At 50.6% G+C, this 12,247-nt stretch carries 11 protein-coding genes; 4 read left to right on the forward strand and 7 right to left on the reverse strand.

The window, feature by feature from the left end; genetic code table 11:
* The 3 genes from B157_RS0107155 to B157_RS0107165 form a co-directional block, all read right to left on the reverse strand.
* On the reverse strand, positions 1-269 hold a 269-nt coding region (locus B157_RS0107155; RefSeq protein WP_020602678.1), incomplete at its 3' end, for a transposase.
* Positions 270-540: 271 nt separating this feature from the next.
* Positions 541-1,380: an abortive infection family protein gene (locus B157_RS0107160; RefSeq protein WP_020602679.1), complete on the reverse strand. Its 840-nt coding sequence runs from the start codon at positions 1,378-1,380 to the stop codon at positions 541-543.
* A gap of 191 nt (positions 1,381-1,571) precedes the next feature.
* Positions 1,572-4,187, reverse strand: coding sequence for a M1 family metallopeptidase (locus tag B157_RS0107165; RefSeq protein ID WP_020602680.1), 2,616 nt, complete (start codon positions 4,185-4,187; stop codon positions 1,572-1,574).
* A 109-nt stretch (positions 4,188-4,296) separates the two neighbouring features.
* On the opposite strand from B157_RS0107165, the gene B157_RS0107170 reads away from it, so the two are divergent.
* Positions 4,297-5,565 carry a hypothetical protein gene (locus tag B157_RS0107170; RefSeq protein WP_020602681.1) on the forward strand — a complete coding sequence of 423 codons (1,269 nt, stop codon included), beginning with the start codon at positions 4,297-4,299 and terminating at the stop codon, positions 5,563-5,565.
* A 28-nt stretch (positions 5,566-5,593) separates the two neighbouring features.
* Positions 5,594-5,806 (forward strand): DUF4926 domain-containing protein, encoded by a 213-nt coding sequence (locus B157_RS0107175; RefSeq protein ID WP_020602682.1) that lies wholly within the window; start codon positions 5,594-5,596, stop codon positions 5,804-5,806.
* Positions 5,807-5,885: 79 nt separating this feature from the next.
* Here B157_RS0107175 and B157_RS0107180 read toward each other — a convergent pair whose 3' ends face one another.
* Positions 5,886-6,143, reverse strand: a complete 258-nt coding sequence (locus tag B157_RS0107180) for a DUF5597 domain-containing protein (protein WP_157618331.1) — start codon at positions 6,141-6,143, stop codon at positions 5,886-5,888.
* A 243-nt stretch (positions 6,144-6,386) separates the two neighbouring features.
* Between B157_RS0107180 and B157_RS0107185 the strand changes: the two genes are divergently transcribed.
* Complete coding sequence (locus B157_RS0107185) at positions 6,387-7,493, forward strand: glycoside hydrolase family 43 protein (protein WP_020602684.1); 1,107 nt, start codon at positions 6,387-6,389, stop codon at positions 7,491-7,493.
* 111 nt (positions 7,494-7,604) lie between these two features.
* Here B157_RS0107185 and B157_RS0107190 read toward each other — a convergent pair whose 3' ends face one another.
* The gene (locus B157_RS0107190) at positions 7,605-9,782 is read right to left on the reverse strand and encodes a glycoside hydrolase family 20 zincin-like fold domain-containing protein (protein ID WP_020602685.1); all 2,178 of its coding nucleotides are present in this window, start codon (positions 9,780-9,782) and stop codon (positions 7,605-7,607) included.
* Between the two features lie 6 nt (positions 9,783-9,788).
* Positions 9,789-10,619 (reverse strand): polysaccharide deacetylase family protein, encoded by an 831-nt coding sequence (locus tag B157_RS0107195; RefSeq protein ID WP_020602686.1) that lies wholly within the window; start codon positions 10,617-10,619, stop codon positions 9,789-9,791.
* Positions 10,620-10,809: 190 nt separating this feature from the next.
* On the opposite strand from B157_RS0107195, the gene B157_RS0107200 reads away from it, so the two are divergent.
* Positions 10,810-11,580 carry a M48 family metallopeptidase gene (locus B157_RS0107200; protein ID WP_020602687.1) on the forward strand — a complete coding sequence of 257 codons (771 nt, stop codon included), beginning with the start codon at positions 10,810-10,812 and terminating at the stop codon, positions 11,578-11,580.
* A 47-nt stretch (positions 11,581-11,627) separates the two neighbouring features.
* Here B157_RS0107200 and B157_RS0107205 read toward each other — a convergent pair whose 3' ends face one another.
* Positions 11,628-11,825, reverse strand: coding sequence for a hypothetical protein (locus B157_RS0107205; protein WP_020602688.1), 198 nt, complete (start codon positions 11,823-11,825; stop codon positions 11,628-11,630).
* Positions 11,826-12,247 lie beyond the last annotated feature (422 nt).

Raw genomic sequence — 12,247 nt, forward strand, 5'->3', positions numbered from 1 at the left:
CCGGATCGGTCGCGGGGCGTGGTCAAATCTAACAGCCCAGCGCTGGATTTGACGGTCTTGGTGGTCTTGCCGTTTCGGCGGTTTTGTTCGGTCTGCCGGGTCTGCACCAGGTGGCCATCCATTTCCCCTTCCAAGGCCGATTCCAGGAAGTGCTTGAGTAAGGGAGCGAACAGGCCGTTTTGGCCTGTCAGGGGTTTGCCTTCGTAGAGGCCTTTGATGGCCGCCTGCTTGAAGGACTCGAAATCGAAGTCGTTAGTTGTATCCGTCATGATTGTGAAAATAAGGATTTTTCTTTTTCCCTNCTATTCACCCTCAGCCTTGACACAGTTCAGCGAGCAGTCTCGTACTAACCCTTAGGAGCAGAGACGTTGGCTCCTTACCATCATTTCAAATAGTCTATTTTGAATCCCCTTAACGAACTATAGGCTGATGGATTGAAGTCTTTGGGAATAAGATCCTTATCCCCCTGCTTCGTCGGACTGTTTACCTAACAGCGGAAGTGCTGCCTGTCGTTCAGAAAAGGTGGCTATGCAGAATCATCTAAAATGGTAATTCCTCCCAACTTGATTCAGGACTCTCGGAATCTTCAGGTTTGGCGATTTTACTTTCAATCTTGTTGATAAACCTCACCATGTTTGTGATGTTGTTGAATATTAATATGCTTTCGTCGTAGTTCAATACCGGGTTATCGTGCGCGAAACTTCTATTGTTTCTAATATCGTTAAATGATTGAATTACAGAGATCGAGTACGTCAGAATCTTTTCTGCCATCTCAGAATCAATCATCTTATTAGTCTTGATATACTTCACGTATTTACCAAAAATAGCATTCAAAGATTCTTCTCTACTAAAAACTATATCATGTTGTTGGCACAGAACTCTAATCAACTTCGTAATGTAAGTATGAAGTCTATCTAGGGCATTTTCCGGTTCATTCCTTCCTATGCTTTCCCGGATAGATCTTGCTATGGAGTTGAAATCTTTATCTGTGTTGATTGCTTGTATTGCATCAATGTCTTCGATTACTGATTCTCCTTTCAAGGCACTTGCTATCATGAAGCATCGATCAACCAAGTCCTTCGGAGGGAGTTCTGATAAGCCCGATAGACCATCGCGTGTTCGAGGCTTATCTTTCGCAATCATCACTAATTCGTATATCAAACTTCCTACTTTTGGGTCTGGCTCCAACTTACAAAAACTTCTTAATCTATTAGCTTTGGATGTCCCTTTCGTTTTATATTTTTCATCGCTTATGTCCTCTCTGACAGCATCATAAACGAAACTTCTGAAGCTGCTATCACTAAAATTTAGAACATATCCACCACCCATTTGGAATAGATCTTCTAAATCTTGTTTGTCACGATAATTAATTTGAGCCATTTGAACTTGTAAAATATTTTTCCTTCGAAAAAGCCTGAGTTTGATATTTCAGCTTATTCGCGTCAGCCATAAATCGAAAAGCCTAACGATAAGGATGTTTGCGTTGGCTCGTACGAATCCGAAATTTACATTTTTGCAACCAAAAAGTAAAATATTTTTCTGATAATCAGATAGTTAGCTTTTATCTGCCACTACCGATACAGCAAAGTACTTGCCCGGAAGGTGCCGTCGGCGGCTTGCAGCAGCTTGGCGCGCAGGCGGGCGTTGTAGTTGGGGTGATCACTTAGAAACGTCCGTACCAGTTGGGCCACTGCGGGGGTCTGGTAGCCGGACAAGGTGGACCGAAGCCATGATTCGGGGAAGAAAATATCGCCCGTGCGCTGAATTTCTTCCAGCAACTCCAGACTTTTAGGCAGGTAGCTGACTGACGTTTCGGCGCGGAGGGGATGGTGCAGATACCCCAGCGCGGCCGTTACCCAGGCTTCGTGCTCCCGGTTTGTTTCGGTGGCCAGTGATGCAAAAAATGCGTTACGTTCGGTAACACTGCTGGATAAGGCCGGCATCATGAATTGAAGCCGTTTCTGCCGGTCGGGGTTTTTAATCCGGGCCAGTTGCGTTTGCAGAATACCTTCGGCGGGGTAATCCCGTACGGCCAGCGCCAGGGCCAGCGAGGTGTAATCGTCTTCGGTCAGGGTAACGCCATCCGGGGCTTTCTGCTCCTTCCAGATTTGATAAAGCCGGTTCTGCGCTTCGCGGCTGAGGGCAATCGACTGATATAGCCGGAACAGGAGTTTACGGATGCCTTTTTGGGCCGAGGTTTGGCTGGATACACCTTCCGGCGTATTAAGTTGCATAGCCTGCCAGGTAGCCTGTTCAATGGAAGCCGCCAGGGTGGCACGGTTTTCGGGCCGGGTAAAATCCCACACGATATCGGACAATTCCGTTGTCAGCAGTCGTACATTCAGTTCTTCCGGCTCCTGAGCCAACAGATTTTTATACACGTTGCCCAGTAAAACCGGGCTGGTCTGGCCGGTCAGCATTGTTTCGTACAGATTGATGTAAGCTGCGGCCCGTGTAACCGGATTTGTTAGGGTGGCCAGTTGCGGAATCATGGCTGTATCGACCGGAAACAGCCCGTATCCCTGCCCCGACGAATTGAAGACCATGAACAAAGGGGCTACTTTCCCAACCGCTTCGGTCAGGTCAACCTGCGCCTGATTCATATTGACGGTTAGTTCCTCCACCCGGTCGGGATACACCAGCGCCACCTCGAAACCCTGCGGCCATAACCGCTTGGTCCCATCTTCGCCCTGTTGCGAAATCACGAAGTGACTGATTTTGCCGTCCTTTTTGTCGAGTTGATACGTGAACACAGGTCGCCCGGTTTCTTTCACCCATACGTTGTTCCAGGCCAGCAGGTCGGCGGGTGTATGTGCGTCCAGAATAGCCACTAAATCCGACCAGGACGCATTGTTGAACGTGTATTTTTTGAGGTATTCCCGCAGGCCATCGCGCAGGGCCGTTTTACCCATCAACCGCTCCAGTTGCCGCATCATAATGGGAGCCTTGTGGTAGATAATGCCGCCGTAGAGGCTCCCCGCTTCCTGCAAATTGACGAGGGGTTGCCCAATGGGATTGGCCCCCTGCGTACGGTCGACGGCGTAAGCCGCCGGAAAGTGATCGACCACGAACTGAAGGTCATAGTTGGCATCCGGTGAAGCAACCTCCATGACCTTGTCCGCCATGAAATTGGCGAACACTTCTTTCAGCCATACATCCTCAAACCAGCGCATGGTTACCATATCGCCAAACCACATGTGTGCCGTTTCGTGGGCAATGACGTGGGTGCGGGACAAACGCTGGTCGCGGGTGGCACCGTTGTCTAAAAACAGGGCCGATGTTTTATAATCAATGGCACCTACGTGCTCCATGCCGCCGTACTGAAAATCGGGAATAGCGGCAAAATCGAATTTCTGAAACGGAAACGGAATCTGGGTGTATTCTTCCATAAACCGGATGGCATCGGCATGGTACGTAAATATCGGGTCGAGGCTCAGCCGAATCTTCGTCGAGTCCGTTTCGCGGTGGAGCAGCGTCATGGAACGGCCCAGCGTGGATTCGCCCTGCATAGTGCGGCTGACCGGCGTGAACTTGCCCGCTACGAATGAGAATAAGTACGTAGGAATCAGGTCGGATGGCTGGAAATTGACCGTTTTTCGCTCCCCGGCGATGGACGAATCCCGTACGGGCGCATTCGTGATGGCTTCCCACCGGGTAGGAATAGTTAGAGAAACCTGAAACGTGGCTTTTAAATCGGGCTGGTCGAAGCAGGGGAAAACCGTTCGGGCGCGGTCGGGAACAAGCAATGTGTAGAGGTATTCGTCGTTACGGTTCAGGGATAGATTGCCCGCCGTAAACTGAATGGAAATACTGTTTTTACCGGCTTTCAGAGCCGCCGTGGAAATGAGTATATGTTCGCGCTCGAAAACAAGGGGGATGGACGTTTCGTTAACCGAAACCGACTGTATATGAGCCTTTTCTTCCTTGAAATCGAGTTGAAGCGGGGTGCTGTTTTTTTGCCAGGTAAACGTAATTGTTTCGCTGGCTGGAATAGGCTGGTTTTTCTGCGCTGGAATGTCGAACTTTAGTGCATAGCTCAACTGGCTTAGGGTTTGCTTCCGGTCCTTCGCCAGTGTTTGTGATACCCCCGTTTCCACAACGGGCTGGCTGGTTGGTACGGAACGATGGCTACACGACATAACGGTTAGCAGACTGGCGATAGAGAGAATACCGTAACGGTAAAACATAAAGAGTTGAGGTTGCTGATGAAACGTGTTTGGTATTCTGTTCATAACGGGCCACCAATGCTGAAATCCCTGCCTGGCAAACCGTCTTTGTTTCAAAAATACGAACGCTATGAAACAGTACCGCACTTTTCTTCTTTTGCTGCTGATAAGTACCGTCAGTGCAACCATGATCCGGGCCAATTCCATCCTGATTCCGATGGACGACCAGCAGAGTAATCACCTTAAAGCGTATGGCATTGCCTACAAAATTCTGAAAGATGACCAGGAAATAGACTGGCTGCTCAACTACCGGGGCGGGAGTTTCATGATGAAACAGACAGCCGCTATTGAAACGGAGTGCCGCGTTCGGGGGGTTTCTTTCGAAACAATTTCAGATGCCAGAGCAGCCTCCATCAGGCAGCAACTGGCCAATCCTGACCTCAACATGGATGTCGTAACGCTCCATAAAGCGGCTAAAATTGTGGTGTATTCGCCCATAAAAGTCGGCCCGGCTGAGTTTGAGAATACAGACGCTGTGTTGCTGGTTCTCACCTACGCCGAAATACCCTACGAACTGGTATACGATGAAGAAATCCTGAAAGGCGACCTGCCTAAATACGACTGGCTGCACCTGCACCACGAGGATTTTACGGGTCAGTATGGCCGCAATATTCACCGGCAATCGCTGGCTGACATCAAAGCCCAGGAAGACATTGCCCATAAGTACGGTTTTACGAAGGTGTCGCAGATGAAACTGGCCGTTGCCAAAGGTATCAAGGAGTTTTGTTCCGGTGGGGGTTACCTGTTTGCCATGTGCTCGGCGGCCGAAACCCTCGATATTGCGCTGGCAGCCGAGGGCCTCGATATTGTTGGCAGCAGCTACGATGGCGACGACGTTGATGCCGACGCGCAGAGCAAACTCGACTTCACCAAAACGTTCGCGTTTGGCAACTTCACCCTCGAAACCGACAACGGGTACCGGGGGTACTCTACTTTTTCCGACATTAATTCATCCGGCGGACGTAGCTATAACCAGTCGACGGGCTTCTTCCAGTTGTTCAACTTTTCGGCCAAGTGGGATGTCATTCCGGCCATGCTTACGCAGAACCACGAGCCAATCATCAAGGAATTTTTTGGCCAGACAACGGCCTTCCGGAAAGGAGCCGTCAAGCCAAGCAGCCTGGTGATGGGCGAAAGCGAATCGTCGGACCGCTACCTCTACGGCGAAATGGGCCGGGGGCAGTGGACATTCTACGGCGGCCACGACCCCGAAGGTACCCGCGGGGGTGGTTTCCGCAGTCCCACCGACCTGAATCTGCACCCGCACTCGCCCGGCTACCGGCTCATCCTGAACAACGTACTATTCCCATCGGCCCGTAAGAAGAAACGGAAAACGTAGGGGGATCTGTAGAAAAAAAGTAAGCGTCATGGAAGCCTTCAGCTTATTGGATATTGTCGTAGCCTCGACCGATTTGCCCGCCGAAAAGATTCGTAAAGGTAGCCTGGGGACCGTGGTAGAGACGTTCGATGACGCGAGTTACCTTGTAGAGTTTGCCGACTTAGATGGGGTTACTTCCGCGTTGCCAGTTCTGACTGGTAACCAGTTAATTAAGGTTTATCAGGAGCCTGTCGACGCTTGATTGCAAGGCTAATTACAGAAGGCACTTGATTGGCGTTTTACAATCGGCAGGATTGAGAAATTGGATGATTCATAAGCAATCAATACCGGTACAGCGTCAGTTTCTGGATGCCATATTCCCCAACGGGAATGCGGATATGCCGCCCCTGATGGTCCTGGTCGCCGTTTAACCGCCGGCCGGGTTTCCATTTTTCGTCAATGTACCGGCCTTCGTCCAGGTGCAGAATCCCCGTGTTTGGTGCTCCGGGCTGGTTAGAAAGGCAGGTAATTACGATGCCCGTGCTGGAAACAATAAAGCAGAAAAAGCAAGAAGAACCGTACTCAGCAGACTTTACCAAAAGGCCGATAACAACAGTTGGGGCGTCATAAAAAGAGTAATTTTTCAAACGGAATGACAATATAATCGTTTGGTTGTAACTTTGACACTTATTCAGTATTCATGCGGTGATGCCGAATCGATTATGACTAAGTCGAGTGGCCGTAACTGAATCATGAAACAGCTAACTGCCCACCCATTTGTGGCCAAACGACCGCACTGACTATGACCTTTGCTAACCGTTATTCATCATAACCCCTATTTCATGTTCGCACTGAAAAAATCCTCCCTGCTCGCCATCGCTGTTTGTGGCGTTGGTATCCAGCTCAGTTCCTGCCAAAGTTCAACGACCCAGACTACTGAAAACACGCAACCTACGCAGGACACCCTGACCACTCCGCGCGACCTCAACAATCCCAAGCCGCTGATTAGCGCTATTTATACGGCTGACCCTTCGGCGCACGTATTCAACGGCAAGATTTACATTTACCCATCGCACGATATTGACGCCAAGGTACCGGAAGACGATGAAGGAGGCCATTTTAACATGCAGGATTACCACGTCCTTTCGATGGATAACATCGATGCCAAGGTAGTCGACCATGGGGTTGCACTGGATATTAAGGATGTTCCATGGGCGGGTCGCCAGATGTGGGCACCCGATGCCGCCTACAAAAACGGTACTTACTACCTGTATTTCCCGGTTAAGGATAAGGAGGATGTATTCCGGATGGGCGTTGCTACCAGCAAATCACCAACGGGACCGTTCAAGGCCGAACCGGCTCCCATACCGGGCAGCTTCAGTATCGACCCGGCGGTGTTTACCGATACCGACGGCAAAACGTACATGTACTTTGGCGGTATCTGGGGCGGTCAACTACAACGCTGGCATACCGGCAAGTATGACAAAAGCCTGAAAACCGATTTGCAGAAAGACAAAGAACCGGCACTGAGTCCCAAAATAGCCCTGATGAGCAACGATATGCTCACGTTCGACGGCCCGGTCAAAGACATTCAGATTATCGATTCAGTGGGCAAACCTCTTTTGGGTGGCGACCACGACCGGCGTTTTTTTGAAGGTGCCTGGATGCACAAATACAAGGATACCTACTATTTCTCGTACTCAACTGGCGATACGCATTTTCTGGCCTATGCCACCAGCAAATCGCCGTATGGCCCCTTCACTTACCAGAGTACGTTCATGAAGCCCGTAACCGGCTGGACCACCCACCACTCCATCGTGGAATTCAACGGCAAGTGGTACATCTTCTACCACGATGTGGAGCTATCCGGCAAAACGCACCTGCGTAACGTTAAAGTGCGCGAGCTGAAACGGAAGGACGACGGGTCAATTGAGTTGATTACGCCGTAGAGAGATGCATAGCTGATGTTTTTGGCTGTTTGCCATCTTTGACAACGTTTTAAACGTTGTCAAAGATTAGAAATACGAACCAGTAATAGCCGTTTGGACAGAACCAAACGGTTATTTTTTTGCGGGATACCGGGCTTTTTCGGCTATCTCGATGTCGTTTGCTACATCGGGGCGGAGTTTCTCCCAGTGGAAACGAAGTTTGTTATTTTCTGCCCAGGTATGCCCTTTCTGTTCGGTCAGATGCACCAGGGGCATATCCTTATAAAGTGGGCGAGTAATGGCAACGACTGTATCCCAGTAGCCCAGGGCGGCTTTCAGGTGTTTGACAGCCGTTTCCTTCTGGTTAGCCTGTCCGGTTGTGCGGTAGGTTTGTAACGCTACGGCTCCGCGCAGTTTTTCGGCAAGGTGAAGCCCCAGATTAGCCCATACTTCGACATCGGCAACTTCGTATTGCAGCGACCGATTTGAAGAGGTCTTTATCGGTTGAACGAGTTGCAGGGCTTTCCGGCAATCTCGTTCCAGCATGGCAGCCAGCACCGGTGGCGTTATCTTCTCCGCTCCAAATGAACCACGCGAGGTTATCGTTTTGACGTAATCACCGACCGACACGTAGTTCGGGTCCAGTACAGGCTGGGTAATCAGCTGCTCGACGGCGATATACGAAACGTTTTTCTGCGCATCGAAGGCCATCATCCCTTCACTGTAGAGCGAAAAGTCCCAGGTAAAATCGAAGACCGAAGCGAGTCGTAAGGGCGTAGACGAAGCTAAAGCATAGGCTTCCAGCAGGGGAGCGGCTGGTTTGCCATACCGCCGGACGAACTCAGCCCTGAAAATGGCATCGGGCGTGGCAGGGTTATAAAGCAGGCGACCCCAAAGCTTGTAAAACAGCCATTGCCGCTCAAACGCGTATGTCCAGTCGACGGGGCCACCGGGCGTCGTGAAATAATCGTTGGCCGGAATATAGGTTTCCGACCCCAGGAAATAGCCGCCTACGTATGACTGGTTATTGGCCGCAATGTGCGCCCGGACAAAATCGGGAACGCCCCAGCGCAGGCAGAAAAAATCCTCGTTCCGCACCGTCCAGGTAATCTTATAGGCCGTGGGGTCGGGGTTGAAATAGGTGTCGTACAGCTTACCCCCGTGTACCTTTACGAGTGTGGGCGTGGAGTGCGCGTGTGACCAGTTGTACTTCAAATCGGCCCAGATGGGTTTTTCGATAAAGTCTAATGCTCCTTCCTGCTCGATGGATTGGCGGGTCAGTTTTTCGGTTTCGATGCTGGTAACCCCCAGTGAGCCGGTTGTACTGGAAAACGGTATCCGGTGGATGAGTTTAGTTTTTCGGCCCGCCAGCCGCATGCCGTCAATGATCGTGGCGTGCATCCAGTCTTCCCGCTGCCGGGGCGACATGCCGCCCATGGCTTCGCCCAGGGTCAGGCCAAACCCGGTTAGTTCGGGGTACTCCTGAAGCACCTGCGTTACGCACTCCCGTGTATAGCGTTTGACAATGGCTGATGTGTCGCCATCAATAAAGTGATGATGCTCCAGGTTATTCAGCCGTGGATTCGGGTTGTAGGCTTTCGAAAATTCTGGACTGGTAAATATATTGAAAGGGACCAGATACGTATCAATCGCCCGCTCGCTGGCCATCCGGAAAATAGCCCGGAAGAGTGTCTGCCATTCCTTTAGCTGTTCTTCGTTGAAAGGCGTCGCCATGGGGAAGTTAGCGGGCCGAATCATGAAGGTGTACGGGTGCAGATTCCATAAACTCAGCGCATTGAACCGATTGGCCACCATCATGTCCAGAAATGCCTGCCAGTAGAGCGTATCCCGGCACGTCTCCATGTGCAGATCGAGCGCATCGCTGTGCCGATAGGTATCCCAGGGTAAATCGAACTTGATGGCCCGCAGGGGTAGGTGAGGCTTTTCGTTTTGGGAACGAATGGCATTTAGCGAGAGGCCATTTTGAATGGATTCCACCAGGGAAAGACACCCGTAAATCAGCCCACGGGAATCGCCCCCCGTTACGGTAATCTGGTTGTTTTTACAATCGATACGGTAGGCTTCCGCCCCCAATTGAGCATCAACGGGGGCCAGCCGAATGGTAAAACTGGCCGATTTCGCATCCGTCGCAACGGTATATTTTCGAAAATTCAGGGCTTTAGTCAACTGCCCGATGGCGTAAGTCTGTTGCGGGGATGACCCGGTTTGCTGGATGAATACGCGCTGGGCTACCGTCTGGAAAGTCAATCCAGCCAACATCACCAGTAAAAACAATCGGTTGCTTTGCATGACCGGCTACTTGGTTTGCTTTGACTGATACTCTTTCACATAGCTGGCGATGTCGATAAAGGGGGCTATCCAAATGTCGGCTTCGTGCTGTTCCAGGTAGCGCACCAGCTTGTTGTGTTCGGCCAATGCAACGTTCAGTGAGTGCCCACCGCCCACGCCGTGAAACAGGAAAACCAGCAGGGAGTTGGTTTCCTGCGCCCGTTTGACCAGTTCTATCAGTTTCTCCCCCGATTCGCCATTGATGCCGTACGAACCCACATCGGCCAGGTTGATTTCCATTATCTTCTTCATCTCGCCCGTGGTGCCGCGTGCTGCGACAAAATCGTCGGCTACCGTTTTGTAGTAATCTACATCACCGATTTTGGTGTCGCCACACGGGTAGGCAAAGGTGCGGGCGGTTTTACCATCGAGGGTTTTGAGCAGTACGTTGGTCATTTTCATTTCATTCGTCATCCGCTTCACCGTGTACCTGCTCAAATCGGTTTCCGGGTTTACCCACTCCCGGCCCGGTCGGTCGCCGATGCAGGGATGAAACAGGGTGTGGTTCGCCAGTTCATGCCCTGCGTCGGCCGCCGATTTCCAGCGGGCTATATTGTTCACGTAGCCGGGAAAATAACCCGATAAATAGAATGTCCCTTTCAGTCCCAGCGAATCCAGTACCGGAACTACATTGTCCAGATGGACCTGCAACGCATCGTCGTAAGTCAGGGCAACGGCGCATTTCCTCCCGTTCCACACCCCCTGCGCGTAGGTCATCACGTGGGTTAGCAGCAGTAGGCTGAGTAGGATAGTCTTTCTGAGCGTGTAAAAAAGTAGTTTATTCGTTGGTAGAATCATCGGTTAAGGTGACGTTCAGGTTGGTTCCTGTCATTTTACTACAGGTAGTTTAAACTCTATAAACGTGACCGGTGCAAAAACCTACCGTTGATACAGAGTAGTTCGTTGCATCATCTCAAATAAACTTTTTACTACAGAATGGGTCTATAGAAAGAATCTGTGTTGCTTACCACGGATTCATACTCAATGTATGAACTACAGATTAATTATACTGGCCACAATGGTCAGTCTTCCACTGCTAACCAATGCGCAGTCGAGTGGTACTTCCGGCCTGTTACAGGCGTTGATGGAGGGCGTTGGTTCGGCCACGCTGAGTGATGCGCAGGTAGTAAAACTTTCCAAAGAAGCCGTCCAGCAAATGGATGCCAAAAACCCCGTAGCCGCGCCGGGTGATCCCTACGCTCAACGCCTGAGTCGCATCGTCAGCAGGCACCATACCGTTAGTGGACTACCCCTCAATTATAAGGTATATAAAGTGCCCGAAGTGAACGCGTTTGCCACGGCCGACGGGAGCGTACGCGTGTTTAAGGGCCTGATGGATATTATGTCGGATAATGAACTACTGGCGGTGATGGGCCACGAAATTGGTCATGTGGTCAACCACGATACCCGTAACGCAATGAAAAGTGCGCTGCGTCGTACAGCAGTACGCGATGCACTGGCCTCGGGGTCCGGTACGCTAAGCAAGATCTCTCAGTCGCAGGTGGCGGGTTTTGCCGATTATATGCTGGGTGCTTCGTTCAGCCGCAAACAGGAAACGGCGGCCGACGATTACAGCTACAGTTTTCTTAAAAAGAACCATTACAATGTGCTGGCCCTGGCTACGTCTTTCGAGAAGTTGGCCAAGTTAAGCGGTGGGGGTGGTGGCAAGGTAGCGTCCCTGCTTTCCGACCACCCCGACAGCGCGAGTCGTGCCCAGCGCGTTCGGGCCCGGGCGCGTCAGGATGGGCTGGCCCGTTAAACAACAAACCGCCGTTGACGGTCTCGTCAACGGCGGTTTGTTTATGGTCACTTTGTGGCTACGTAAAAGAAATCCAGACTCCCGGCGGGGTCATTGCTGACGAGGTAATCGGTGTAGTCGATTTCTGCGGCTAGTCCGTCGGCCTGCAGGAGCCGGTTTCGGTTTAGCCGGTTCATCAGGTCGTAGGGTACCTGTAGCAGTCGGCGGGGGAGTCGGTATTGCAGGTTGATGGTCGATAAGGGCATCAAAACGTATTTCAGCTAAGGATACGTATTTAGCTTTTGTCAACACAAATAAAAAGTTAGGTATACTTCAAAGATAGGGAAAGAAGGCGAGGGTTAGAATTTTACCCCTTTTGATATGACTCTAACGATAGTGGGGTTAATAAATCCATCGCTGCGAACTATGCTTTAGCTTTAAATGCCAAGTTATAGCCACTCTCGCGCAGTAAGCATTTCATTATAGAGTTTTACTTTCAAAAAAAGGGGTTTTATTAAATAAAACATTTAAGAAAGTTACTTTTGCAGTTATGTTAGTTACTGAAGTTACGCAGGGTCAATGTTTAACAAGAGATTCTTTTGTTGGAGAAACCGGAGTTCAGCTAAAGCTGCCTGAATGGCTTTGATATACAGTCGACCTTTCAAGGCGAACTGATTCGTTGATTCAG

Origin of the sequence: Spirosoma spitsbergense DSM 19989 (genome assembly GCF_000374085.1) — a bacterium.
Classification (GTDB): Bacteria; Bacteroidota; Bacteroidia; order Cytophagales; family Spirosomataceae; genus Spirosoma; species Spirosoma spitsbergense.

Coding starts and splice junctions, on each gene's coding strand:
- B157_RS0107200 (WP_020602687.1), top strand. CDS start 10,810: ATGAACTACAGATTAATTATACTGGCCACAATGGTCAGTCTTCCACTG.
- B157_RS0107170 (WP_020602681.1), top strand. CDS start 4,297: ATGAAACAGTACCGCACTTTTCTTCTTTTGCTGCTGATAAGTACCGTC.
- B157_RS0107190 (WP_020602685.1), bottom strand. CDS start 9,782: ATGCAAAGCAACCGATTGTTTTTACTGGTGATGTTGGCTGGATTGACT.
- B157_RS0107185 (WP_020602684.1), top strand. CDS start 6,387: ATGTTCGCACTGAAAAAATCCTCCCTGCTCGCCATCGCTGTTTGTGGC.
- B157_RS0107160 (WP_020602679.1), bottom strand. CDS start 1,380: ATGGCTCAAATTAATTATCGTGACAAACAAGATTTAGAAGATCTATTC.
- B157_RS0107195 (WP_020602686.1), bottom strand. CDS start 10,619: ATGATTCTACCAACGAATAAACTACTTTTTTACACGCTCAGAAAGACT.
- B157_RS0107205 (WP_020602688.1), bottom strand. CDS start 11,825: ATGCCCTTATCGACCATCAACCTGCAATACCGACTCCCCCGCCGACTG.
- B157_RS0107175 (WP_020602682.1), top strand. CDS start 5,594: ATGGAAGCCTTCAGCTTATTGGATATTGTCGTAGCCTCGACCGATTTG.
- B157_RS0107165 (WP_020602680.1), bottom strand. CDS start 4,187: ATGTTTTACCGTTACGGTATTCTCTCTATCGCCAGTCTGCTAACCGTT.